The organism is Marinilabiliales bacterium, assembly GCA_007695015.1.
Taxonomy (GTDB): domain Bacteria; phylum Bacteroidota; class Bacteroidia; order Bacteroidales; family PUMT01; genus PXAP01.
Window position 1 is genome coordinate 1 of sequence record REEN01000087.1, and the last position, 25,535, is coordinate 25,535.

Consider the following 25,535-nt stretch of genomic DNA (forward strand, 5'->3'; position numbering starts at 1 on the left):
AATCAAACAAGTTTCTCTTCAAGATTATCTTTCCACAAAATAAAACCTTTTCTCTAGTCGGTATCATCATGAAACCCTCATCAACCTTCGGCAGACAAAATAACATGTATAAAGCATGGGGTTCCATGGGAATTGAAAATCTAAATATCCTAACCACGAATTTGTAACACATTGTTAAACAATTTGATAACTATAATTTATACACATGAAAGATCCGGCTTAGATCCGGCATAACCAACTTTTTAACACGCCTCTTTGGGCCCTGCCGGCCTGACAATTAGTAAGTGTAGTATTTAATGGTTCTATTTTTTATCTTTACCATGGAATAGAGGATTTTGCAAAAAAATTTGCTTCAAGATTTTCCATGTTGAAATACATAAGAATAATAATCGTTAATTATTATCGGATAATTGAACGATTAATTGAAAGGATAATTTAGAAAAGTATCAATCTATAATCATTGGCTATGTTGACAAAAGATAAATTAAAACAGACAATTGATGCTCTGCCTGATCATTTTACAATTGAAGATGTTATTGAAGAATTCATTGTAATTGATAAAATTGAACAGGGCATGAGGGACGTTGAGGAAGGAAATGTGTTTACTCATGAGCAAGTTCGGGAAAAGCTCGGCAAATGGCTAAAATAAAGTTTGCAAAACGATCATTAGACGATTTAGAAAGTATCGCTGAGTATATTTCCCGGGATTCAGCCAGATATGCTAAAATAACAGTTCAGAAAATTCTGGAGAGAATTAAAATACTGGAAGTTAATCCCCTGATCGGCCGAATTGTTCCGGAAGTTAATAAGAAAGAAATCAGAGAAATAATTTACGGCAATTTCAGAATTATTTACCATCATGATGGGAATATAGTTAATATTCTTTCAATACATCATTCAGCCAGAGATTTGAGCAAGAGAGGAATACTACCAGATAAATAAAAATAATGGGGTAGTGTTACATTTTGTGTGTCCGGGCAATTCAGTCAACCAGTATTTCAATTATCCACCACTTTTTTTGCGCTTTATCTTGTCGAGGAGGTCCCGGTTTTTCCGGTACTGTTCATCGGTCAGCTTCCTGTTGATGCTGAAACTGATATCCAGCCAGGTCCCTTCGCCTGCCCCCTCTGGCAGCTCAGATAAAGGCGCGCTTACCTGCGCCTCCTCTTTGCCGATAAGCTCCGGGTACCTGGCACAGGTGAGTGTGGAATGCGATGATTTAAGTTGCCAATGCAATTTATACATCTAAATTAATTGGTGAAGTTTATGTTTATTGAGCTTATATAAGTGAATTAGAGCACATGCGAGGAAAACTATAACTGGATAAATAATGTTATATTTGTACTATGACTAATTATCAAAATATCATCAAAATAAATCCAGAGAAACGATTCGGTAAACCATGCATTCGGGACACCCGGATTTCTGTATATGATGTTTTGAGCTGGTTAGCTTCAGGTATGACTCATGAGGAAATAACCACAGACTTCCCTGAAATTACAGAAGAAGATATTTCAGCCTGTCTCTCTTATGCAGCAGAAAGGGAGAGAAAAATCCGGGTTGTGTCATGAAACTTCTTTTCGACCAAAACATCTCGTACCGGATCATAAGAATAATTGAGGATATTTTTCCGGATTCAAAACAAGTTAGAGATCTAAATCTTGAAAATTCAACCGATAGTCAAATTTGGGATTATGCCAAATTGAATGATTATTGTATTGTTACCTTTGATTCTGATTTTTATGATCTTAGCCTGGTCAGAGGTACTCCTCCAAAGATAATCTGGTTGCGGATGGGAAATACCTCCACAAAATCGCTTGAAAAAATAATCCGGGAAAACGAAATTATAATTAAAGAGTTCTTAGAACATTCAGATTATAAGGAAATAAGTTGTCTGGAAATTGATTAAGACTGCCCGTACTCTAAACAAGGGGTTAATGTAATTGTATCAATGATGGTTATCGGTAGTGTTACACTTTGTGTGTCCGGGCCTATCGACCTGTGTAGCCCCAACGCTTTTGCATTTTCAGATGATCATGTTGTGAAGCAGACTTTACTTTAACAGGCCCTGCGGGTTATGCATACCGTTATAAAGCTGGAAATAAAAATAGTACCTTAAATCAGCTTGATTAAATAATATCAAATTGTCTTGTATCTTTGTGCATATAAAGGAAAATCATGGTCCAAAATGTTAATAATATAATTATCTCAACACTGAAAGAATTCAATCCTGAGAGGATTGGAATTTTTGGATCATTCGCTCGAAATGAAAATACCCCTACGAGTGACCTCGATATTTTAGTCAAATTCAAAGATGGAATATCTTTGCTTCAGTTAATTAAGCTTGAGAATAGTTTGTCAGAGAAGTTAAATGTTAAAGTAGATCTGGTTACTGAAGGAGCAATATCTAACAAGAAACTTAAAGAGTATATCCAAAAGGATCTTCGAATAATTTATGAGTAATGAAGGATGATTCCATTTATGTGGACCATATACTCAAATCAATAAAAAACATACTTGAGTATACTAAAGGCCTTAATAAAACGGAGTTTTCTGCCAGCACATTAATTCAGGATGCTGTGATAAGAAACTTTGAGATAATTGGAGAGGCATAAAAAAAGGTGTCCGATGAATTCAGAAAAGTTAATCATAAGGTTCCCTGGAAGGAAATGGCCGGAATGCGTGATAAACTTATTCATGATTATATTGGTGTGGATATTGATGTAATTTGGAAAACTGTTATACAGGATCTTCCCGGCTTAAAATATCTGCTAGAAGAACTATAGCGCCCACTTATGATTAATAGCCGATATTCAACAGGCTTAAATATAATTTCAACCCACTTTATAACAATTGTTTGCAGCCGACCACATCCACTCATTAGAAAAAGGGATATTTTCTTCTGTGTCGTGTCAGTTAGTTAACTTGCTTAGCAAGAAACTGACGGTGGCTGAAACATGCCGTCAGCCATACAAGCGAAAAGATGCAGAAAGCATAAGCTGTTGTTGAGGTTGTAGTTGTCTTTGGCCTTTCATTTCGCAATCTACCGTACCATTTGGACATTGCGGCAACGGCATTCGTACCGGTTGCTCTGGCCGGTGCTGCCATTGCATTTGTAGATCACAGGGAATGGTACGGCTCGCTTATCCTGGCTGTTGCCAGAATATCTGTTGTTTCGTAGTAGTCTGGTTTTAGCTAATTTTTTACACTCAAAAGGTATTGGGGGTAACTGAAAATTTGGAAATCTGCTGAAAATTGGTTAACTTAAGATAGTAATCAAATTCTTACAGTTATGGTATACGAACGGCCACAAAGCTATTATGACAGCATGGATCTTGATCCGGAGCAGGTTTTATTGTACCTGTCAATGCGCAAAAGAAATCCTCAGAATGAATCCGAGGAAATTCTTCTGAAGGAGATCAGGGAGATTGAGTCCAAGGGCAGAAGTGTCGAGATACCGTTTAATGGTCTTTAAGCGGTTCCCCGGTATTTCAATTATCCACCACTTTTCTTGCGCTTTATCTTGTCGAGGAGGTCCCGGTTTTTCCGGTACTGTTCATCGGTCAGCTTCCTGTTGATGCTGAAACTGATATCCAGCCAGGTCCCTTCGCCTGCCCCCTCTGGCAGCTCAGATAAAGGCGCGCTTACCTGCGCCTCCTCTTTGCCGATAAGCAGGACGGCAGTGCCGCCCGATATCCTGTCTATTACTGCGTTCATTTTGGGTTATTTTGGTTTGAAAATAATGCTTCTCCAGGTCAGCTCCCCGTGATGGCCCTGCTTCTTATACCTCCGGGCCAATGCTGCTCCAGGGCCAGTGCTGCTCCCGGGCCGATGCTGTTCCGGGGCCAATGCTGCTCCCGGGCCGATGCTGTTCCGGGGCCAATGCTGTTCCGGGGCCAATGCTGTTCCGGGGCCAATGCTGCTCCCGGGCTGGCTTAGTCTTACTCCACTACCACTATATTCTGCCTTTTGATATCCTCAAGTCTTGCTGCTCCTATGCCGTCAACCCTTATCAGGTCGTCAATTGATTCGAAGGGCCTCAGCCTCATTATCTGCCTGGCTCTTTCCGGCCCGATATGGATGATATACTGCAGCTCCTCCAGGGTGGCTTCATTGATGTTGATCATTGCCGGTTCAACCGGTCCCTCACGGGTAATATCCACGCTGTAATCAGTGCCATTTGTCCTGACAACGATATGCCCGTACAAATCAGTACGCCATACCTGTGATCCAGCGGACTCAAGTATTGCCAGCGTCTGCCTGTGCGGGTTGCCGAATGGATTGTGAAGCCCGCACATTATTATGCTCGTTTGCGGACTCACTGCTGCGATGAAAGCCGGGTGCGAGCTTGTCGCACTGCCGTGGTGTGGCACCTTGAGGATATGGCTTGACAGAACTGACCGGTCCGCGGCGGGCATTCCCGATGCATATTCCGCCAGCAGCTGCTCCTCACTCTTTCTTTCAATATCGCCTGTCAGCAGCACGATTACATCACCCAGCACCAGCCTGATAACCACCGAAGCATCGTTCAGCAGTGCCTCATCAGGATTGGTGGGGTGGAGTATTTCCGCGAAAGCGTTATCACCAAGATCGCGCCTCATGCCCTTCCTCCCCTCAGAATAGGGTATTTCAAGCGAATCGATAAGCTCCAGGTACCTGGCATAGGTGAGTGTGGTGTGCACAACGCCGGGATCGATGATCTCCCTTACGGGGAAGGAAACGAAGACCTCAGGCATGCCTCCGATATGGTCGGCATGGGGGTGGGTGGCAACCACGATATCAATCTCCTCAACACCGAGCGAGCGTATGTAGGATGCGGCATTGCCGTCGCGAGGACCAGCATCGACCAGCATGGTTTTCGAGGGGGTCAGCACCAGGATGGCATCACCCTGACCGACATCAATAAAGTGGACCTCAAACCTATTGTCATCTTCCCCGGCCCTGTCTTTGCTCCATTTGCTGCAACCACTGCATGCTGTGATGATAAGCATTGCCGCCAGGAGTAACGGCAGCAGCCTCTGCTGCATGGTCAAAGGAGGTGCTGCAAATACTGTTTTTATAAAGCTTTGTGCCGTAAGATTTTTCGGCTTCCTTATGGACAAAGGTGCAGCAGAAAAAAGCCATCTGAAGCACAACGCTGCCTGCATCACGATCTTCCGGGCGGGGAAGGGGATACCCTTAATAATCCGAAGCTTACCCTCTATTGCAAATGACCTTTTTTCCATCATCCTAAAGGTACAGATTTAATCTGTATTGATGTTCGATGATTTGAGGGGGCAATACAAACCTTTAGCCCCTGTCACCGTGATTGTATATCGGGATTGAACCTAATACCTGTTTCCTTTTCTGAGTTGTTTTCATATAGCTACTGCTAATTATAATATTAGCAGTATATTTATGAAAAAAATAAATTGAAGGAACTACTAATAATATTTAAAAGAAACAAGGGATATCTTAGGTCAAATGAACTGGAAAGCAGAACTATGCGTAACCATTTGCAAAAGCTTATTGAACAGAAAAAGGTGACGCAGATAAAGAGAGGGGTTTACTGTCTTAACGAGGAGGTTGCGAAAAGGCAAATGATAGATGTTGAGCGTATTATTCCTGGGGCAGTACTTTGCCTTTACTCAGCATGGAGCCTTCACCAGCTAACCCTAACCATACCCAATGCTTTTCATTTGGCCGTAGAGAAGTCTCGAAAGGTTATTCTGCCTTCCCATCCAAATATTATGGTTACCTACCTGAAAAAGGAGTACTATGAGTTGGGCATCGAGAATACAACCATCGAAGGCTTCATGGTTAAAATATATGATATTGAAAAATGTGTTTGCGATGCCGTGAAATACCGTAATAAGGTTGGTATGGAGCTAACTTCGGAGGTGATAAAGAACTATCTGGCAATGAACACACGAAATATCGATAAGCTTGTAAAGTATGCAAGGGTAATGAGGGTTTTCAACACCATGAAGATGTATCTGGAGGTTCAGCTATGAAGAATAACGCAAAATCTATCAGGTCCAGACTTTACAATATCTCAAAGATCAGAAATATTAGCTTTCAGCATCTTATCATTCGATATCTTCATGAGCGTTTGCTATATCGTCTCTCGGTTAGCAGCTATTGTAATAATTTTTTTCTTAAGGGAGGAACCCTGCTATATGCATATAGCAAATCCGAAAAACCAAGATACACCCTTGATATTGATTTTTCGTTGCAGCAGATGAGGTATAACGTTCAGAATGTGGTTAAAGCAATGAGATATATTTGTTCAGTTACTGACAATGATGGGGTTATATTTGATAGCTCTGGCATTACTGCAAACGAAATTAAGGAAAACGATCCCTATGGAGGGTTAAGGGTATTTGTCACGGCACATCTGGATACCATCCAACAAAGGTTGCAGGTGGACATAGGTTTTGGTGATATTATATATCCCGATCCGGTCAAAATATTTTTCCCTGTATTATTGGATAGCCAGGCAAGCCCGTTAATAAATGCCTATACTATTGAAACCATAATTGCCGAGAAGTTCCATTCAATGATAGATCTTGCAGATTTAAATAGCAGGATGAAAGATTTCTATGATGTTTACAAACTCATTGAAGTTGGAGATTACAGTGAATCGGTATTATTAAACTCTGTCAGGATAACCTTTGAAAACCGAAACACCTACTACGTTAAAAACCATTCCTTATTTGCCGATGAATTTAGTTTGGACAAGCAACGTAACAAGACATGGATTGCCTTTACAAAAAAAATAGAAATTGAAAACCCAGCCCCATTTCCAGATGTAATGTTAGTGATCAGAAGGGTATTGCAACCCATTTGGAATGCATTGGCTTAATATGACATTTGAAAAAACTTATGAAGTCCAATTTTAATAAGGGTCTCATGTGATACCACCTTTCAGTAAAACCTGTTCACAATATGTCATCAAAAGAGAATAATATGACCACTAAGGAGTTCTGGAAAAAATACACAAAGGAGAATATCCTTGACATTTTCGATATCACCTGTGAGTTCTTTTCAGGGGAATTACCTGCCGATTTTTTGGAGGAATATGATGTGGCAGAGGTCATCCTGGAAACAAAGGGCCATCATGTATCTGCAAAAAAATTTGACCGCGTGCTGAAATTTCTCAACCTGATCAGGGAAAAGCACCCGGAGCTTTACCAGGAAAACTTTCAGTATCTTGATGACTTCCTGGTCGATTATTATTGTTTTCACGGCGATACTGAAAAGGTTAGGGCTGCATTCGCAAATTTTATGAATGATCCTCTTCAGGATTACGATATGTTTTTTATCAGCTTCAAAAAACTGCTCTTTTACCAGTACACAGATCTTATAGATAAGGCTATAACTGATAATTTTGACGATGTGGCAGGATCCGACGAATTATGGGGATCTCCGGAGTATGACCTGGCTATCTGCAAGCTCTATTCAGAGCTGGAGGGTTTTTGGGAAAGAGACAGGAATCTGTTCCCGAAAGATCAGTTAATTAAGGTTTTGGAGCGGTATGGTTTTGACCTTGATGAGAAATTGCTTTTATCCATTGAACAGGGTGTTTTTTCTGATGTTTGCAACAAGGAATTTCTTGAAGATATTTTCATTAACGACCGCCTGATCTTCAGGTTTAAGCTGCAGTGGTGTTTCACGAAATATATGAAAGGCAAGGGAGTTGGCTTTGCATTGAGCGGAAGGATATTTGAAAAGATGCTGCCATACTGGGAAGCCAGCATAAAGAAGAAGAAACCCTCAATTGAACTGTATTTCAGTATTCATCCGCTGAAATTTGAAAAGCATTTTGCAGACCTGTCGGGCAATTTTACCTATGATAATAAGCCCGAAATGGCGGCTGTTCTCTGGGGCTGTGTATACATCTATGATTACCTGTTGAGTATCGGATTGATCAGCAGGGAGGTTTATGAAAAATTCATCATCCAGTCCAGACGCCTGAAGGGCCTGGTAATCGGCCAGTTTACTCCCTATTTGTGGGAATATGACTTTGTTCATTCCTGGGGGCTGCCCGACAGCATAGATGAGGCCGAGTTTACAGAGGAGCAGAAGATATTCCGGAAATCCATCGACTTCAAGCGTAACGATTTTAATGAACTGAAGAAGGAGATATCGGCCGAACTGGCTAGTATCGGGGCGCTTTCGGACTATATTGAGGAAGGCGGCAAAAGCCAGGAGGCTGTTATGGATTTATCTGAACTGGAAGATTTTTATACCCCTTTCGGGGAAGACGACGAACCGGATGATGAGTTTGATGATTATGACGAGACAGATACGGACTTCGAAGACACCGGTGATAATGAACCCACAGAAACCTGGCCCAAGGTAGGCCGCAATGATCCCTGCCCCTGCGGAAGTGGTAAGAAGTATAAGAAATGCTGCCTTTGAATTTTGCAGATATAATAATCCGGCATCAGTCTGAAAGATGCCGGATTACCTGGATTTATCAACCTGCATATTTTCGAAAGATCCTTAATCTAAGAGGAATTCAAAAGGTTTGTATGCCGAAAAAGGGCAGTACGGTTCTGAAATTTCTTTCATCAACGCTTACATGATATTCATCTCCTTTGTAAACAAAATACATCCCTGTTTTACCTCTGTTGTCTTCAAACCAGCAAGCCAGCCTCCTGTCCACTGAGGCGTGCCTGTAAAGCCTCAAATCATTGCGTTCTGCTACAAGTTCAAGCAAAGCACTGCCTCGTTCATTTCCTCTTTTGTCTACCAGCGGTAGCCGGTGAAAGATTCTCCCGTCAATGATATATGCATCTACATTTCTCAGTGGTATTGTGAGAACCACCCCGTCTTCCAAATGCATACGGATCCTATTGAGTAAAACTCTCGCTTCATTACTGAAATATGATTTTCCTCCTGCAATTACATAGGAAATATCTTTTCCAGTTTTATTGGAAGCGACATTAAGTTCATTTGCAGCTTTTGTAATAAAGCCAAATGAAACAAGTGCGAGAAGAACAATTAGTTTTTTCATTGTTAAATCCTCCTTGATTAGTTTATAATGGTTTTGGTTGATATTCAGGGGTTTTGTTTAATGGTTGTTGTAATTTCAAACCCCGTGCGCTACATTCGTTTAGTTGTTTAAATTATGTTCTTGCATTTGTGTCAGGATACTGGAGTTCATTCAGGCTGTTTCTGAGCCTTACGATATGGTTACCAAACATTTTTCCGGTATACCATTTAAGTATAGGGTAGCTTATCAAAAAGATGACAGCCGTATAAATGATAAGGGCTGCAATGATCAATGCAGGATTGAATTCCTCAAAAATTCCTGATTTAAAGATATCCTCCCCGCTTTTTACATTCAAGGCAATTATGATTGCCACAAGAATTGCGAAAGGCATCAAGACAAGATTAAGGCGGAAATAAATATTTGAGAAATTATTTATCCAATCCAGCATATTCTCAAGGTATGTTTTTATGCTTGTGTTTGGAAGGACTTTAAGTTTCCTCATGCCCTTGTACTTCCATCCGAAATAAAGAAAAGACAATGCTGCGTAAATAAGTGGGATCACCAGGTACAAACCAATCAGCCTGAACGGGTAACAGATGGTTATAACGGTAAGGACAATGACTGCCAGAGAACCAACTATAAGCTCTATGAGAATATTTCTCTGCAACCTTTCGATTGAATTAAGTGACCGTTTCCTGATCAAATCCTTAATATCTGTAGCCGGATCCATATTTTTATCTATGTCGCCGGGATCGTCAAGTATCCTTCTTATTTTTTCCAACTCATCCATAGCCAAGATTGTTAAAGATTGTTTTTAGCTTTTCTTTGATCCTGTGCATTTTAACACGGGCATGATTTGGTTTGATCCCCATTATTCCTGCAATCTCTTCATATGGCTGCTTATCGAGGTTTAGAAGAATCATGGCTCGTTCCACCTTCGACAGGCTTTCAATTGCTTTGTAAAGCAGTTTAATGTCCTCGTGAATATATCCCTGGTCTTCATCCGGGATTTCTGTAATTTCTGTGTCACCATCAATCCTTGCCGGTTCCCTCTTTTTCTTTCTTAAATCTGAAATTGCCAGATTCAGCGCTACCCGGTAGATCCATGTGCTGATTTTTGATTCTCCCCTGAATGTATGTCTTACTTTCCATAATCGTGTAACAATTTCCTGATAGAGATCCATCCTGTCATCTTTGTCCTCACAATAAAGCCGGCATATATTATGGATGATCCCCTTATTTGCTTCAAGAGTTTCTATAAAATCCTGTTCTTCCACCAGACAAGCTGTTTATATTATATGACGTTGGAGGTTGCGGCTTGTTACAGTAAGTATGTCATTAAATTTTTAGGCATTTCTCCTTCGTGCCAGGCATCATGAAGTATTATTCGATCTGGACTGGCTTAAGCATACCCCTGCTGGTAATAGACAAAACTCAGACTCAGGCCGGCTTCAGAACAGTGTTGGTTTGCAAATGTCGTGTGGTTTCAGTCCGGTCACCTGAGATGGTATCTGTTTTCAGGTAATAGGAGTTGACAGATGGATTTTTTCAGGGTGATATGAAGCCAGTTCTCAAATAATTTTCTTTAACTTGTCTTGAATTTGAAAACCCCGGTTCAATGTATAAGAAAACATTCCACTGATTGAATCAATTCAAATCTTAAACGGGACTGACCAGGCGAAGCTGTGAAGGTACTGGTTTATATTGCGCAGAGGAGCAACATATATAAACAGATGGAAATAAAAATAGTACCTAAAATCAGCATGAAAATACCCCTACGAGTGACCTCGATATTTTAGTCAAATTCAAAGATGGAATATCTTTGCTTCAGTTAATTAAGCTTGAGAATAGTTTGTCAGAGAAGTTAATCATGAGGTTCCCGGGAAGGAAAAGGCCGGAATGCATGATGTACTTATTAATGATTATATTGGTGGGGATATTGATGTAATTTGGAAAACTGTTATACAGGATCTTCCCGGCTTAATAAATCTGCTAGAAGAACTATAGCGCCCACTTATGATTAATTGCCTATATTCAACAGGCTTAAATATCATTTCAACCCACTTTATAGCCTATAACTAATATGGATCAAAAGGACTATTTGCTGAGAGAGATTGAAAAAATAGGTATGATAATGAGCGCAATTCGCCAAAAACTTTTTGGTGGAGGGAAGGATAATCTATCAATAACTATTCAGCAGCAGAGAGTAGACTTAAAAGGAATGTTGTTACATAATGCAAACCTGGATTTCGATAGATTAATGGATCTGGATGCAAAAGGTTCAGATGAATACCTTAGTGAATTGAAGGGGTTTAGCGTTCAAAACATAGAGCTTTTAGCTGAAACTATTTCCGATATAGGACATAAAAGCGATTCAACCACTCTTCTTGAAAAAGCATTACAACTATTTGAAATCTGTAATTTGAGAGACAGAACATTTTCCATAGAGAGAGAAAATAATATCAGCAAAATTAAAAGTACCCTGCAACATCTTTAAATAAAGGTAATTACCAGGATAGCGGCGAGCCCGATCTCCCTTCCTTGCATAAACTTTTGGATAATATGAACACTCATGACTGAACTGAGCCCACGTTTCTGGGAAGTGTTTTTCGAGGTATACGAGAACCTGCCCCGTCAGGGTCCTGGCAACCGCTCTTGCGCCGCCAGAGCTCTGGATTATTGCCGCGATCTGCCTGAGTTTCCCACAATCCTCGATTTGGGGTGCGGTGTAGGTGGGCAGACTATACAGCTTGCTGAAATGATGTCTGGTTCCATCGTGGCAGTCGATAACCACGCACCGAGTATTGAGCGGCTGCGTACGGCAATTACACGGAATGGGCTTTCTCAGCGCATCAGCGCGATCGTAGGAGATATTGCTAACATGGATCTTGCACCTGGAAGCTTTGATCTCATCTGGTCGGAAGGAGCGCTTTACAGTATAGGCCTCGGGAACGCTCTGCGCGTTTGCCATGGATTGCTGCGCCACGGTGGCTACCTTGCGTTTACTGATGCGGTCTGGCGCAAGGAGAACCCGCCTCCTGAAGTGAAAGCCAGCTTCGACCTGGATTATCCGACCATGGGATGGCTGGAGGATGATGTGGCCTTGTTACATGACTGCGGATTTGATATTATCGGGCATTTCACATTGCCTGATGAAGCGTGGTGGGACGATTTCTACACACCCATGGAGGTGCGCATTGATGAGTTGCGCAGCAGATATGCCGGTGACCCTGAAGCCTCGGCCATACTGGACCAACTTGCAGAGGAACCGGTTATTCATCGGCGTTATTCCGAATTCTATGCCTACGAGTTTTTCGTGGCAAGCCGGTAAGCTTGCAATTATCATATTGCAAGGCTCAAATTTAAATACTGCATTAAACCAGGTGCTCCGTCGGAGACTCATTTTGCAATTATTGCAGGGGATTCCTTAATTAACTTTTTTTGTATATCGCCATAATTATACCGATTATAAGAATTATGGCACTAATAATTACCGGTATCCAATTAGCAGAACTAACGGCTATGTCAAGGCCGAATATGCTAAAAGTTTCTGACTGGTCAATCGCCTTGATGCCAAAGATCACGGTTCAGACAAGTCCAATGACAATTAAAACTACCCCTACTAATTATTCTGCTAAATAACAACCCGAAGCTTATAAATCAATGAGTTAGTAATTATATAGCAGTTCGATAATGGTTCCCATCTGTTTCGTGGCGTCGATATATGAGTATGCTCCGCCATCCCATCCGCCACTCTGGAGAATTTCCATACCGGCTGCCGCAAATTTCTTCTCTGCCTCGTCTATATCATCAACCCGGAAAGCTATATGCTGAAGCCCCTGGTGGTAATTATCGGCAAACTCCTGCCATATGCTGGGCGTGCCGTCTGGTTCAATCAGCTCGATCTGGATATTCTCAAGCTCGATGAATGCAAGCTTCGCGGTTGCATCACTGGGTTTTCCGCGATACAGGGTCGGGCGGCTCTCATGCCCGTCAGCAACAATTACCCCTGGTTTATCAATGCCAAACATGCTGGCGTAGAATTCTGCGCTTTTCTCGATATCTTCGACAATTACAGCAACCTGGGCCATGTTGTTTTCGAGTATCTTCATGCAGTCTCCCGCCCAAGGAGTTTGAGCATTTTGGCGTGATTACGGATTGCCTTCAGGAAAGAGGGTTGCACGTGATAAGGCACCTCATGTTTGTCTGTGGTCTCTTTTACGATGGGAGCCAGGTTCCTGTAATGCACATGACAAACATGGGGAAACAGATGATGTACTGCCTGGAAGTTCAATCCACCCGTCAGCCATGAAAGCACCCTGCTGTTTGGCGCATAATCGGAGGTTGTAAGCAATTGATGCACGGTCCAGCTATGATCAATATTGCCATCCTTATCGGGCAGCGGATAAGCCGAATCAGGCATCACATGCGCTGTTTGAAATACTGTGCTGAGGACCAGCCCAGCGATAAAATGCATGACAAAAAAGAACAACAGGGTCAGGTACCATGGCGTGGGCAGTATCAGCAGCGGGATCACAAGCAAAATTGCATAGTACAAAATTTTTGAGATCACCAGCTCAATCATCAACCGGGTGTAGGATTTTTTGCCGCTTTCGAGGATGCCCATTTTCCTGTAATAGACCAGTTGTTTGAAATCTTTGGCTGTGATCCAGGAAATGGTCATAAGCCCGTATAAGATCCATGCATACAAATACTGGTATCTGTGAATTTTCCGAAGGGGCCTGTGAGGGGAAAACCGCAGCAGGGGCGCAGGGTTAATATCACCGTCGTAACCGTCAATATTTGTATATCTGTGGTGAAGGGTGTTATGCTGATTTTGCCATGTTGCAGGAAGCCCGCCTAAAATAAACAGTGAATTACTGAGCAGGTTATTTACCCGGGTGTTTTTTGAATAGCTTCCGTGGTTGGCATCATGCATGAGTACCATACCTATGCCGGCCTTCCCCAATCCCATTAAGATCCAGCATACCAGGATCAGGGGAGTGGAATGGATCACCCCTGTCACCATAAGTATATAAGGTGCGATGTATAATGTGATCATGACTATGGTTTTAATCACCATCTCGGAATTGGCATATTTTGAGAGGTTGTTCTTCTCAAAATATTCATCTGCCTTCTGCCGTAATTCAATCATGAAATCAACCTTGGTTTCATTTGAGAATTTCAATGCTTGTGGGTTCATGGTGTTTGGTTTTTGAAAATCCATACTTCCATATCTATTGCAAAGTTACTTCAAAACCATTTATTTACCTTCCGTTTTTTTCCCCGAAAGGGAAATGGGAGTAGCCACAGGTGATTAATAAAGTTAATTCAAAACCATCTATTTGCCTTCCGTTTTTTTCCCCGAAAGGGTAATGGGTGTCGCCTTGGTTGGTTAAACAGGGGCGATAGCGAAAGGCTGAAAATATAAAAGATTATTGACTGGTTTAATAATTAAAAACCGCTATATTTGTTTTTACACACGTGTGCAAAAATTTGTGCCGGTCCGTTATGAGAATCACCATTAAAGATATTGCCAGAAGACTGAATGTTCATCATTCAACTGTTTCACGTGCGTTACGGATGGATCCGCGTATTAAGCATGAAACGGGTGAGATGATCAGGAGTTATGCCGCACAGGAGGGCTATCATATAAATTTGAATGCACTTAAGCTCCGGGGGAGCCTGCGAAATATGATAGCATTGATAGTACCCAACATTAATCACCGGTTTTTCTCGAATATCATTAATTATTTGTCGGATCTTGCCAATGAGAACAACTATGTACTGTCAATATACCAGTCCAATGAAAATTTTGACCGGGAGTGCAGCCTGATTGAGAAACTGATCCAGCAGGATGTTGCGGGGGTGATTGCCTCTGTTTCTGACAAAACCCGGTCAGGAGAGCACTTCAGGGCGCTGAACAGGGTTCGGATCCCCCTGGTCTTCTTTGACAGGGTGCTTTATGATGCAGACGCTTCACGTGTAACGGCAAACAACAGGGAGATAGTTGAATCGCTGGTTTCTGAGCTTGCCGGAAGTGGCCGGAAAAAAATAGCCCATGTTTCCGGGCCTGATCACATTAATGTTTTCGGTGACCGCAACCTGGGTTACAAAAATGGGGTCAAAAAAAATGGAGCCGGGTATTTTAAACAGGTCATCATCGAGGAAGAGTTCAACCTGGAATCGGGCAGAAAGGCAGCAATGGAAATTTTTTCCGCTGAAATAATTCCTGATGCTGTAATTTCAACCTCCTTTTTCCTTTCAATGGGCATAATAAGCCACCTGGGGGAGAAAAACCTGAAGATACCTGATGATGTTGTAGTTGCCGGTTTCGGCGACAAGCTGTTCAATTCCTTACTGCATCCGGAAATTATTTCAGTTGAACAGCCTGAAGAGGAGATGGCTTCAGCTGCCTTCCAGCTGCTTGTTGATCAGATGGAATTCGGTGGCTATCCGGTAAATTATGATTATAAAAACATTGAATTGAAATCCAGAATTATATAAACCTGAATCATGACACACACAAATGCTATTCCATCCACTATGAAAGGAGCATATCTTCCGGGTGACAGCACTGTTGCCCTGAAAGATGTTCCGGTGCCTGAGCCCGGCCATGGCGAGGTGCTTATCAGAACTAAATCATCAACGATCTGCGGTAGCGATATCCGTGCAATATATCATGAGCACCTGGGCAAGGGGGCAGAGGGCTACAATAACAAGGTCGCCGGTCATGAGCCGTCGGGACAGATTGTGAAGTGCGGTCCGGGTCTGCGCCGGTTCAGGGAGGGTGACCGGGTTGTAGTTTACCATATCTCAGGTTGCGGTGTGTGCAATGATTGCCGGAGAGGCTTCATGATCAGCTGTACCAGTCCCCATCGCGCCGCCTACGGCTGGCAGCGTGACGGGGGTATGGCTTCTTACATACTGGCTGAGGAGAAGGACCTGGTATTGCTTCCCGACTCCCTCAGTTATACTGACGGCGCCCAGATTGCATGCGGCTTCGGTACCTGCTATGAGGCTCTGAACCGGATCGGCATATGCGGGAGTGATGCCGTTCTTGTGGTCGGACTGGGACCAGTGGGACTGGCTACGCTTATGATTGCCAAAGCAATGGGTGCACAGATGCTTGTTGGCGTCGACACGGTAAAGGAGCGTTGTGACCTGGCCCGGGAGAAAGATCTGGCCGACCATATTTTCGTTTCCGGTACCGGCACGCTGGATGATATATTGGCTCTCACTGTGGGGGGACAGGGTTTTGAGAGGTCGGTCGACTGCTCGGGAGATACGCACGGGCGCCAGCTTGCCATACGTGCCACCCGTAAATGGGGAAAAATGGCAATGGTAGGCGAGGGCGGAACGGTTGAATTCAATCCAAGTCCCGATATCATACACGATCAGATCACCATTTACGGATCGTGGGTAACCAGCATCTGGCTGATGGAAGAGCTGGTGGAACGCATTGCTCGCTGGGGCATCCACCCGGAAGATCTGGTTACGCACCGTTTCACCATTGACAGGGCAGATGAAGCCTATAGGCTCATGGCCGGGGGTAAATGCGGCAAGGTGGCAATAGTTTTTGATGAGGAGATACAGGGATCAGAAAAATAACCTATGGTAAATAAAAGTGACTTCATTCCGGATCCTGAGGGTGTTGACCCGGGTAAAATACCTTCAAAATCGCTGACCACCGGAGATAAAATTCCGGTTATAGGGTTGGGTACATTCGGCTCGGACCATGTTTCGGGCGACCAGGTGGCACAAGCCGTGAAGGAGGCCATTATGCTTGGCTACCGTCATATTGACTGTGCATCTGTTTATGGCAATGAACACAATATTGGTCCGGCACTTTCGGAGCTGATGAAGGGGGGACTTAAAAGGGAGGAGCTGTGGATTACTTCAAAGGTGTGGAACAACATGCACGGCGAGGGCCAGGTCATCGAGTCATGCAGAAGATCGCTCAAAGACCTGCAGCTGGATTACCTTGATCTTTATCTTGTTCACTGGCCTTTTCCCAACCACCATCCACCCGGGGTGTTTGTCGATTCGCGCGATCCGCATGCGGTGCCGTACATTCATGAAAATTATATGAAGACATGGAGGCAGATGGAGCAGCTGGTGGAAATGGGACTGGTACGAAATATCGGGACATCGAATATGACCATTCCGAAACTTGAACTGCTGCTTCGTGATGCAAAGATATGTCCGGCCTGCAACGAGATGGAGCTGCATCCTCATTTCCAGCAGCCTGAACTGTTTAAATATGTGAATGAGGCTGGGATCATCCCAATTGGTTATTCGCCGGTGGGTTCACCTGCCCGGCCCGAACGCGACCGGACCCCTGAGGATACGGCAGATATTGAAGACCCGGTGATTGTTGGAATCGCGCGAAGATTGAATGTGCATCCTGCTGTTGTTTGCATAAAATGGGCTGTTCAGCGGGGGCAGGTGCCAATTCCCTTTTCAACGAAAAGAAGGAATATGCTTGCCAACCTGAAGGCCGTTGTTTCAGATCCCTTAAGTGATGAGGATATGCAGGCTATTGCGGAAACTGATAAAAACTGCCGGCTCATCAAAGGGCAGGTTTTTTTGTGGCCCGGTGCAAAGAGCTGGGAGGATCTCTGGGATCCGGACGGGATAATTGCTAAATAACAACCAAAAACCTGATATTATGAAGTCTAAGATCTTATTGCTCATTTTTATTTCCGCCCTGGTAACCGCCTCGTGCAAAGAGGAGCCGGTAAGGTATGAACCGACCTGGACCTCGCTCGAACAGGTTGATCCTGTTCCGGAATGGTTCAAGGATGCCAAGTTTGGCATCTATTTTCACTGGGGTGTCTATTCGGTGCCTGCCTTTGGCAATGAATGGTATCCGCGGCATATGTTTATTGAAGGCACTTACGAAAACCTGCATCATATTGAGAATTACGGCACTCCTGAGGAGTGGCCCTACCATTACTTCATAACCGGGGCGGAGGACAAGCACGGAAATTTTGTTCAGTTTGCACCCAGGCTCAAATCGGAGGGAGGTAATTTTGACCCGCAGGAGTGGGCTGACCTGTTCGTCAGGTCGGGCGCCAGGTTTGCCGGTCCGGTAGCCGAACACCACGACGGCTTTTCAATGTGGGCAAGTGAAGTGAATCCGTGGAATGCAAAGGACCAGGGACCGGGGATCGACCTGGTGGGCGTGCTGGTCGATGCCTTCCGCGAAAGCGGTATGAAGATAATCCTCTCCATGCACCATGCATTCAATTGTTGTCCGATGATTAGGGACGATGGCAGCACATGGCAGTTCTTCGAGGCGGCGCCCGGTATGGATGACCGGGATCTGCAAATGCTGTACGCGCAGCTTCCCAAAGAGGAAAATGAAGCGGTCTGGCTTGCAAAACACAAGGAGATAATCGATAACTATCAACCCGATATTATCTGGCAGGATTTTAACCTGCCTGCAGTGAGTGAACATAAATTGCTGGAATTTCTTGCCTATTACTATAACCGCGCAGGTGAATGGGGCAAGGAGGTGGTGACAACCTATAAGGACGGACTGAATCATGAGGTCGGGGTACTGGACTACGAGCGGGGCGGGCCTATAGAGCTGACGGATTACTACTGGCTTACCGATGATGCCATTAGCCGCTCGAGCTGGTGCTACACCGAAGGGATCAGGTATTACACGCCAAAGCAGGTGCTGCACAGCTTTTTTGACAGGATCAGCAAGAACGGCAACCTCCTGCTTAACATCTCTCCCAGGGCTGACGGGTCCATACCGCAGGGGCAGAGGGACATTCTCCTGACTATGGGGGACTGGCTCGGGAAGTACGGCGAGGCCGTTTACGGCACAAGGGCGTGGGTCAGGTATGGCGAAGGGCCTACCCGGATGGGCGCCGGCCACTGGCACATGGACGGTGTCGGAGGCCATGCGCCAACGGCCGGGACTCCCGAAGATATCCGCTTTACAAGGAGCAAGGATAATAAGCATCTTTATGCCATTGTGCTGGGCTGGCCCGGTGATAATGAGATACTTCCCATCAACTCCCTTTCGGGGGAAGTGTTCGCTGTTGAAGAGCTTGCCGGGGTATCGCTGCTCGGACCTGAGGAGGGTATGTATATTCCCCTTGAGTACCACCAGGACGACCATGCCCTGCATCTGACGCTTCCTGAAAAACCGGCTGAAGAGCTTGCCTATGCGATCAGGCTGAGTTTCCTGGACAGGATACCTGAGTAGTGCAGTGGCAGGGAGAAGTTATGATAATTCCCGGTCCATTCTGTGATGCTGAGTGATGCCTGGACGGGGCCAGGTGATATTAGTCAGACTATTCTTTTAGCTTGATTCCTGTATGCTGTGGCGTTGGTTTTCATTTCTTTTTTGAAAACCCTCGAAAAGTAGTCTGGTTCTGTAAAACCACACATCGACGCTATTCTTTTTATGGAGTAATTGGTCTCTTTCAGAAGCAAACAGGCGTGCCTGAGCCTGATCGAGCGCAGAAAATCAACGGGGTTCTGGTTCAGGGTGGCTTTGAATATACGGTTAAACTGCCTTTCCGATAAATTGGCCGTGGAAGCCAGTTCTTTGATATGGATCGGTCTGGCGTAATTGTTCTCCATATAGGTGATCGCTTTTGACAACCTGCTTATCAGCCCCGTCTTCTCCTTGTGAACCGCATAATACGACCGTGACAGAAAGATGATCATATCGTTCAGCAACAGTGTCAGCCGGTTTCTGTGGCCCGGTTGCTTTCCGTTGTATTCGCCTTTCATCTGGTCAATCAGCTGAATAATGTGACCGAGTCCTTTGTCATCGAGCCTCATCCTGTTGCGGAAAAGGTGTGTTTTGCGCCAGTAAGGATCAAGGGTAAACAAGGCATGGTATCCTTCAATTGTGCTCAGATCAAACAATGGAAGCAGCAGTTTGTCAGGATCAAACATGATATTGCAAAGGCGCAGGGAATTGACATGCACGAAACCATGCGATACATTGCCCCTGAACAGGTAAACATCGCCCGGATTTACATCATAAACCCTGTTGTTGATGATCTGGGAAGCGATCCCGTCAAGAATCACAACCAGCTCAGTGAACCCGTGGGTATGCAAGGGAAAATTTTCATGAATTGTATCCACCCTGATGATAAAAGGGAATTGCTTATCCTGAAAATAACCCTTATCGAAATGAAGCATGTCTGAAATGTACAGTTATTTGGCAAAATAATAAAGTTAAATCAATTTTTTAGTTCATATTTTTGAAAGTATATTGAAGTTATTGTTTTTTTCAGCCATAGTATTAATCTTTTAATATTTTAACCGATGAAAAGAAGAGATTTTTTAAGAGCCTCAACCATAGCGGCCGGGGGAGTTACAGTGATGCCAACCGTTATGCCTTCTTTTGCCTCAGTTTTGAACAAGGAGATGGATATCCGTATTGCATCACCAATGGATATTGCTTTCAGAATAAAATTCATTAATGACGGAATTGTACATGAAGATGCCTGGGAAGGCTCTTGTCGCTGGGGTGACCTTAAAAACCTCACGTATGAAGCAGAGCTCAACTGGGTGAATTCAAACCTGGGCAGGCTGAAGGCCACACTTGCCAACTCGAATTTCCCCCCGGGTGTTGAACTGCTTGAGCCGGTTACCATGTATTCGTGGGTTGAAAAAGGCAATCCCGATATTATGTTATCAGAGGAGCATCTCAATAAGCTCATAGCCGATACGTCAATAACCGATCTGTATGTGGTTAGTTCACCCTTTATGGGATACCGCATCGCGGAACGATACAAAAAACCTGTCTGTGTTTTGAATCCCAATGGCTGGGGTGTTGATGGTCCTGCCGGTATCAGGAATCTCGGACTTGAAGGTTTTCATGTTACCACCTGGGAGCAGCTCTATGACCTGACCAGGGTGTTGATGGCCCGAAAGTCATTTGCCAATACAAGGTTACTCAGCGTTACCAATTTCCCCGGGCGCATTCCATGGGGTGTGGTGAGCGCCATTACCGACCTTGAAGTGATCAGGGACAAATATGGCATGGACTATATGACCATGGACTACAAAGAATTCTTTGGCTATATGGATGATGTGGAAAACGATCGCCGCATGAAACGGCGCGCAGACCAGATGGCCCAAAAACTGCTTGATAATGCCGGCGAAAGCACCATGAGTAAGGAGAATATTGCCAGGTCCGTCATGTTTTATCTTACTGTGACCTCAATGATGGAAAGACAAAGCTGCAATGCCTTTACCATTGAATGCTTTGAGTTGTGCAGCAGCCTTAACCCCTGGAACAGGAAGTTTACGCCCTGTCTTTCACACGCATTGCTGAAAGATGCTGGAATACCTGCTGCCTGTGAGGGTGATACAAACGCGCTGCTGGCCATGATGGTACAGAAGTATCTTTCAAGAAAAGCGATTTACATGGGCAACCCTGATGTTGATATAGAAAATAACATCCTCAGGCTGCATCATTCTGTGGCTTCCCTGAACATGTTCGGCATTGACGAAAAACCCTCGCCGTACAATATTCACAATTTTATGGTATCTGGTTACGGTGCCACATTAAGGCACGACTTCACCGAGCATATTGGTGAAAAAGTTACTGTGGCCCGTTTTGACCCCACCGCCTCAAAAATGCTTGTTTCAGCCGGTGAGGTGGTAATGGGCAGTGGCCTGGAGGGCTGCGGCTGCGCATTGAACGTTGAGGTTGCCATTCCTGACGGACGGCGCTTCTGGAAGAAATCCCAGAACTATGGCCACCACATGGCTTTTGTTTATGGCGATTACATCAACCAGATGGAAGACCTGGCCGACTTAATGGACTTTGAAATTGAAAATGTTGACGCATAAATTATTGCCATTTTATGAATAAAGTCAGCAGTAAAACTGTGGTTTGTATGAATAATAAAACAGATCATCCGCTGCTTTTAGATGGTGAGGCGGAATATGCAGAACACGTTGTTGTGAAACCCTGGCTTGCAATGCTGGTACTTCTGATGGTATGTTGTCTTTCAAAGGGCAGTGACTTGTCAGACCGGTCAGGACATTTATATTCCACAACACCAGGAGAACTTGTTCCCGAAACATGGAGAGCCAAATGGATCTGGATACCCGGTGTTTCCAACCACGACCGGAACCACTACATGCTTACCCGTAAAACTTTTGCGATAAACAAAGTGCCTGCTGAGGCGCACCTTTACATAACGGCTGACAGCCATTATAAGCTATGGATAAACGGGAACTATGTGGTGCGCGGGCCCGCACGTTGCAGTCCCCATCACCAGTCCTACGACATCCTTAACGTGAGTAATCTGCTGGTGGAAGGTGAAAACCTGATCGCGGTGAAAGTGCATTATCATGGCATGATGATGGCATATTACCTGGACCCCTATCCCGGGTTGCTGGTTCAGCTGGAATGGGAAGAAAACGGGTCTATGCAGTATGTTGTTTCTGATCGAAGCTGGAAGGTAAGAAGGGACTTTGCATGGGATAACCGCACTGAATTGGTAAACAGGGTAAATGCCAATAACTATACAAGCAGCTATAACTTTAATGCAGCAACCCCGGGATGGCAATTGCAGGGGTTTGATGACCGCCATTGGCAGCATGCTGTATATCAAACCGGCCCCGGGGTGTGGCCTCCCAAACCCCCCGATTATGAGCCTTACGCTGTTCAGCGCCCCTGGTTGCAACTGGTGCCAAGAGATCTGCCTCCCCTCGTCGAAACCGATATAGATGCTTTTAAGGTATGGAAGCTCATGGAAGCGCCCCAGTACAGCAAATACAAGACATGGGGCGACCGGAGAGTGCATGATGCACTGCATCACTCCATGCAGGATGTATACCGTCCGCTGAAAAACAGCAGGGTAATGCAGGTGGATGCTTTTCTTAAGGGGGCCAAACCACTCATCATTGAAAACTCCTATCCGCAGGAAAAATACGTGAAACAACCCGTCTACCACACCATGGTGGTTTTTGATTTTGAGGAACTGGTAAGTGGGTATCCTTACATTGAAGTCAAAGGCCGGCCCGGAACCATAATCGATATTAACTATGTACCCTACCTGGTAGACGATGTGTTCATACCCGGCATAATGCTGGATACGTGGGCTGACAGGCTTATGCTGTCTGGCAGGGAAGACAAATGGGAAGGTACTGAGTTACGCCCTTTCAGGTATATGTCGCTGACAGTGCGGGGTGAAGGCCCTGTCATTGTTTACCGGGCAGGGGTGACAAGAGAGCAATACCCCTTTCAGCAGAACGGAAGTATCAGCGTGCCCGGCGATCCTTTCATTGAAAAGATCTGGAAAGCGGGAGAAAAAACAATCCGCGCAGTTACCACCGACGGGTATACCGACAACTACCATGAGAACAGGCAATATGTGCAGACTTCATACTATGCCTCACGGGGCAATTACTCTTCCTTTTTTGACACCTATCTTCAAAGACGGTATCTGATACAACATTCACAGGATCAGCTTCCCAATGGCATGATTCCCATGTGGGCACCCTGGATCATTTACGAGGGTAACCAGCAGGTTCCCGGGATTTTTGAGGCCAACCATTTCTGGCTGATGGGCCTGAGGGATTATTTCCTGCATACAGGCGATACCCTTACAACCGGGGATCTGCTGATGAGCGCTGAAAGGTGTGCTCTTGCCATAAACAGGATGCAGTCTGAAAACAACCTCATCCATAAGCCTCCGTATCCCTACTGGATTGACTGGGCCAAGCTGGCACAGGGTGACCAGAATTTTATCATCAATGCACTTCAGCTTCTGGCTTTCCGGCAATATGCCGAATTGCTTACCTGGCTGGACAGTCCCCGAAAAGCCGCCAGATGGAACAAGGAGGCTGACCTGCTGGCTGTTTCCCTTTCCCGGTTCTGGGATGATGATACAGGCTTGTTTGCAGATAATCTCAATTATGGTGTCAGGGACAAGAACTTTTCTGAACATGCCAATTCCCTGGCTATTGTTACCGGGGTTGCCAATTCAGTACAGGTGCAATCCATACTGGATAAGCTTATTGATAACCATCGTACCGGGGTAATGGAGGAGGCGACACTGTTCAATTACTGGGTGGCCGAAGCGCTTGCCGGCGAAGGTAAGGTGGCAGAAGCAATAGATTTGCTCAGGCGAAAATACTCCCATATGCTTGAAGATGAGCTGGGAACCCTGTGGGAGAACCCGAATCTTTTTGCTGAGAACGTTGGTGAGAGGAGCTCATCTGCACCTGACAGGTTTACAGAAAGATCCTGGTCTACAGCACAGGCAGAAAACGCTTTCCCTCCGAATATCCTTTCCAGGTATATCTTTGGCCTTCATCCTACCGCCCCGGCGATGAGCGAAATGAGATTCAGTGGCTTTCTTTCTCCCTATAGTTCATTCTCCGGCACGGTGCCAACACCGCATGGTGAAATACTGATCAGCCTCAGAGATGGTCAGTATGAGCTGAATGTGCCAGCCGGGATCAATATCTGGATGGCGAAAGAGGAACTTGAGGAGCAGCAGATACGCGGAATAGTTGTGAATGGTACCTCATATGATGTCACCCTGTTGGATGACAGACTGGATCTGGGCTCAGGTGTTTTTACGGTGTTGGTACAAAAATAGTTCGTCAATAATGTGTTCCGGTTTCGGCAGGTCATTTTTACAGGCATCGTTGGTGTAGTGTATTATAAAGGACCGGACTTGTTGCGTGCCTGAGAAACTTTTTCTATCTTGCCTTAGTGTGTAACTAAGGACAAAAGAATGAAATACAGAAAAGATATGCTTTCGTTTCTTGCAGCTTTGATTATTGCTGCCAGCGCTGCTCCTTTATCGGCACAGGAGGTTACCGAACATCCGCTGATCAGGCCGTTTCCCGGTTCTGTGTTCGACCAGGTACGCTCGGAACAGCTCAGTTTCGGCGAGTATGAATTCAGGACAGGAACACCTCCCAGGAACTACACCACTCAGACTGTAAGGGGCGAATACCGGAGCCTGCGCTACATTCTTTATAATGACGACGGGTCACCCAACAGGGAGGTGTCACAGATTGAGTACTTTGAGAATTTCAAGAGTGCCGCGCTTGAAAGGGGTGGTACTGTGAAGTGGGAGGACAGGCATTATGGACTGGTTTTCACCATCCCGCGGGAGGACGGGGGAATTACATGGTGCAGGGTTCAGACATCGGTAAGTGCCGGAAGAACAACCCTCGACATTATTGACGAACAACCACTGGTCACGTCTCTTGAGTTCACCCCTGCCGAGATGATGGCTGCCCTCGATTCCGACGGCAGTATAGCTCTCTATGGGATACTCTTCGACTTTGACAGGGCGACTTTGCAACAGGCCTCAAACAAGCAGCTGCAGGATGTGCTTACACTGCTTGCCACAAACCCGGAACTCCGGCTGGAGATACAGGGCCATACCGACAGCGACGGCAGCGCAGATTACAACCTGCAACTTTCACAGCGGCGTGCCGAATCGGTACGGCAGTACCTCATCCTTTTTGGCGTCGACACCGGACGACTGCAGGCAAGGGGCTACGGCGAGACCATGCCGGTGGCGCCTAATGACAGCGA

At 44.9% G+C, this 25,535-nt stretch carries 26 protein-coding genes and 1 pseudogene; 18 read left to right on the forward strand and 9 right to left on the reverse strand.

From position 1 onward, the window contains the following. Positions 1-466 precede the first annotated feature (466 nt). Entirely contained in the window at positions 467-649 is a 183-nt protein-coding gene (locus tag EA408_12065; protein ID TVR69888.1) for a hypothetical protein, read from the forward strand. Next, a complete protein-coding gene (locus EA408_12070) occupies positions 637-942 on the forward strand; it encodes a type II toxin-antitoxin system RelE/ParE family toxin (GenBank protein TVR69889.1) in 306 nt (101 codons plus the stop codon). Before EA408_12065 ends, EA408_12070 begins: the two co-directional genes overlap by 13 nt. Before the next feature lie 60 nt (positions 943-1,002). Here the strand turns inward: EA408_12070 and EA408_12075 are convergent, their stop codons facing one another. Further along, positions 1,003-1,245, reverse strand: coding sequence for a DUF3006 domain-containing protein (locus EA408_12075; GenBank protein ID TVR69890.1), 243 nt, complete (start codon positions 1,243-1,245; stop codon positions 1,003-1,005). Positions 1,246-1,346: 101 nt separating this feature from the next. On the opposite strand from EA408_12075, the gene EA408_12080 reads away from it, so the two are divergent. The 4 genes and pseudogenes from EA408_12080 to EA408_12095 all read left to right on the forward strand — a co-directional run bounded on the left by EA408_12080 (position 1,347) and on the right by EA408_12095 (position 2,786). Next, entirely contained in the window at positions 1,347-1,571 is a 225-nt protein-coding gene (locus EA408_12080) for a DUF433 domain-containing protein (GenBank protein TVR69891.1), read from the forward strand. Then, complete coding sequence (locus EA408_12085; protein TVR69892.1) at positions 1,568-1,909, forward strand: hypothetical protein; 342 nt, start codon at positions 1,568-1,570, stop codon at positions 1,907-1,909. The genes EA408_12080 and EA408_12085 overlap by 4 nt, the downstream gene beginning before the upstream one ends. Before the next feature lie 269 nt (positions 1,910-2,178). Then, entirely contained in the window at positions 2,179-2,463 is a 285-nt protein-coding gene (locus EA408_12090; protein TVR69893.1) for a hypothetical protein, read from the forward strand. After that, positions 2,463-2,786, forward strand: a pseudogene (locus EA408_12095) (DUF86 domain-containing protein). The gene EA408_12090 and the pseudogene EA408_12095 overlap by 1 nt, the downstream one beginning before the upstream one ends. A gap of 709 nt (positions 2,787-3,495) precedes the next feature. On the opposite strand, the gene EA408_12100 reads toward EA408_12095, so the two are convergent. Both EA408_12100 and EA408_12105 read right to left on the reverse strand, forming a co-directional pair. Further along, positions 3,496-3,717, reverse strand: a complete 222-nt coding sequence (locus tag EA408_12100) for a DUF3006 domain-containing protein (GenBank protein TVR69894.1) — start codon at positions 3,715-3,717, stop codon at positions 3,496-3,498. Between the two features lie 224 nt (positions 3,718-3,941). Then, positions 3,942-5,228, reverse strand: coding sequence for an MBL fold metallo-hydrolase (locus EA408_12105; GenBank protein ID TVR69895.1), 1,287 nt, complete (start codon positions 5,226-5,228; stop codon positions 3,942-3,944). Positions 5,229-5,426: 198 nt separating this feature from the next. Here EA408_12105 and EA408_12110 point away from each other — a divergent pair, with 198 nt between their 5' ends. From EA408_12110 to EA408_12120, 3 genes are all read left to right on the forward strand, one after another. Continuing rightward, a complete protein-coding gene (locus EA408_12110) occupies positions 5,427-5,993 on the forward strand; it encodes a hypothetical protein (protein TVR69911.1) in 567 nt (188 codons plus the stop codon). Beyond that, positions 5,990-6,844, forward strand: coding sequence for a nucleotidyl transferase AbiEii/AbiGii toxin family protein (locus EA408_12115; GenBank protein TVR69896.1), 855 nt, complete (start codon positions 5,990-5,992; stop codon positions 6,842-6,844). The genes EA408_12110 and EA408_12115 overlap by 4 nt, the downstream gene beginning before the upstream one ends. Positions 6,845-6,927: 83 nt before the next feature. Further along, a complete protein-coding gene (locus EA408_12120) occupies positions 6,928-8,403 on the forward strand; it encodes a hypothetical protein (protein ID TVR69897.1) in 1,476 nt (491 codons plus the stop codon). A 100-nt stretch (positions 8,404-8,503) separates the two neighbouring features. Here EA408_12120 and EA408_12125 read toward each other — a convergent pair whose 3' ends face one another. The 3 genes from EA408_12125 to EA408_12135 all read right to left on the reverse strand — a co-directional run bounded on the left by EA408_12125 (position 8,504) and on the right by EA408_12135 (position 10,260). Further along, positions 8,504-9,001 carry a hypothetical protein gene (locus EA408_12125; GenBank protein TVR69898.1) on the reverse strand — a complete coding sequence of 166 codons (498 nt, stop codon included), beginning with the start codon at positions 8,999-9,001 and terminating at the stop codon, positions 8,504-8,506. 112 nt (positions 9,002-9,113) lie between these two features. Further along, positions 9,114-9,770, reverse strand: coding sequence for a hypothetical protein (locus tag EA408_12130; GenBank protein TVR69899.1), 657 nt, complete (start codon positions 9,768-9,770; stop codon positions 9,114-9,116). Continuing rightward, positions 9,763-10,260: a sigma-70 family RNA polymerase sigma factor gene (locus EA408_12135; protein TVR69900.1), complete on the reverse strand. Its 498-nt coding sequence runs from the start codon at positions 10,258-10,260 to the stop codon at positions 9,763-9,765. The genes EA408_12130 and EA408_12135 overlap by 8 nt, the downstream gene beginning before the upstream one ends. Positions 10,261-11,063: 803 nt before the next feature. On the opposite strand from EA408_12135, the gene EA408_12140 reads away from it, so the two are divergent. Together EA408_12140 and EA408_12145 are read left to right on the forward strand one after the other, a co-directional pair. Next, complete coding sequence (locus tag EA408_12140; protein TVR69901.1) at positions 11,064-11,477, forward strand: hypothetical protein; 414 nt, start codon at positions 11,064-11,066, stop codon at positions 11,475-11,477. Between the two features lie 75 nt (positions 11,478-11,552). After that, a complete protein-coding gene (locus EA408_12145; protein ID TVR69902.1) occupies positions 11,553-12,311 on the forward strand; it encodes a class I SAM-dependent methyltransferase in 759 nt (252 codons plus the stop codon). Positions 12,312-12,648: 337 nt separating this feature from the next. On the opposite strand, the gene EA408_12150 is transcribed toward EA408_12145, so the two are convergent. Then, entirely contained in the window at positions 12,649-13,092 is a 444-nt protein-coding gene (locus EA408_12150; protein TVR69903.1) for a VOC family protein, read from the reverse strand. Continuing rightward, complete coding sequence (locus EA408_12155; protein ID TVR69912.1) at positions 13,089-14,063, reverse strand: acyl-CoA desaturase; 975 nt, start codon at positions 14,061-14,063, stop codon at positions 13,089-13,091. The genes EA408_12150 and EA408_12155 overlap by 4 nt, the downstream gene beginning before the upstream one ends. Positions 14,064-14,491: 428 nt before the next feature. Between EA408_12155 and EA408_12160 the strand changes: the two genes are divergently transcribed. From EA408_12160 to EA408_12175, 4 genes are read left to right on the forward strand one after another with little or no spacing between them, the layout of a single operon-like run. Next, on the forward strand, positions 14,492-15,487 hold the full coding sequence (locus EA408_12160; protein TVR69904.1) for a LacI family transcriptional regulator: 996 nt from the start codon (positions 14,492-14,494) through the stop codon (positions 15,485-15,487). A gap of 27 nt (positions 15,488-15,514) precedes the next feature. Continuing rightward, on the forward strand, positions 15,515-16,591 hold the full coding sequence (locus EA408_12165) for an alcohol dehydrogenase (protein ID TVR69913.1): 1,077 nt from the start codon (positions 15,515-15,517) through the stop codon (positions 16,589-16,591). A 3-nt stretch (positions 16,592-16,594) separates the two neighbouring features. Further along, positions 16,595-17,632: an aldo/keto reductase gene (locus EA408_12170; protein TVR69905.1), complete on the forward strand. Its 1,038-nt coding sequence runs from the start codon at positions 16,595-16,597 to the stop codon at positions 17,630-17,632. Between the two features lie 19 nt (positions 17,633-17,651). Beyond that, positions 17,652-19,205 (forward strand): alpha-L-fucosidase, encoded by a 1,554-nt coding sequence (locus tag EA408_12175; protein TVR69906.1) that lies wholly within the window; start codon positions 17,652-17,654, stop codon positions 19,203-19,205. An 83-nt stretch (positions 19,206-19,288) separates the two neighbouring features. Here EA408_12175 and EA408_12180 read toward each other — a convergent pair whose 3' ends face one another. Beyond that, positions 19,289-20,155, reverse strand: coding sequence for a helix-turn-helix domain-containing protein (locus EA408_12180; protein ID TVR69907.1), 867 nt, complete (start codon positions 20,153-20,155; stop codon positions 19,289-19,291). A 195-nt stretch (positions 20,156-20,350) separates the two neighbouring features. Between EA408_12180 and EA408_12185 the strand changes: the two genes are divergently transcribed. The 3 genes from EA408_12185 to EA408_12195 all read left to right on the forward strand — a co-directional run. Further along, positions 20,351-21,817 (forward strand): hypothetical protein, encoded by a 1,467-nt coding sequence (locus tag EA408_12185; protein ID TVR69908.1) that lies wholly within the window; start codon positions 20,351-20,353, stop codon positions 21,815-21,817. A gap of 14 nt (positions 21,818-21,831) precedes the next feature. Then, positions 21,832-24,582, forward strand: coding sequence for a hypothetical protein (locus tag EA408_12190; GenBank protein TVR69909.1), 2,751 nt, complete (start codon positions 21,832-21,834; stop codon positions 24,580-24,582). 138 nt (positions 24,583-24,720) lie between these two features. Continuing rightward, positions 24,721-25,535 (forward strand): OmpA family protein (locus EA408_12195; protein TVR69910.1); only part of this gene is annotated, 815 nt, incomplete at its 3' end.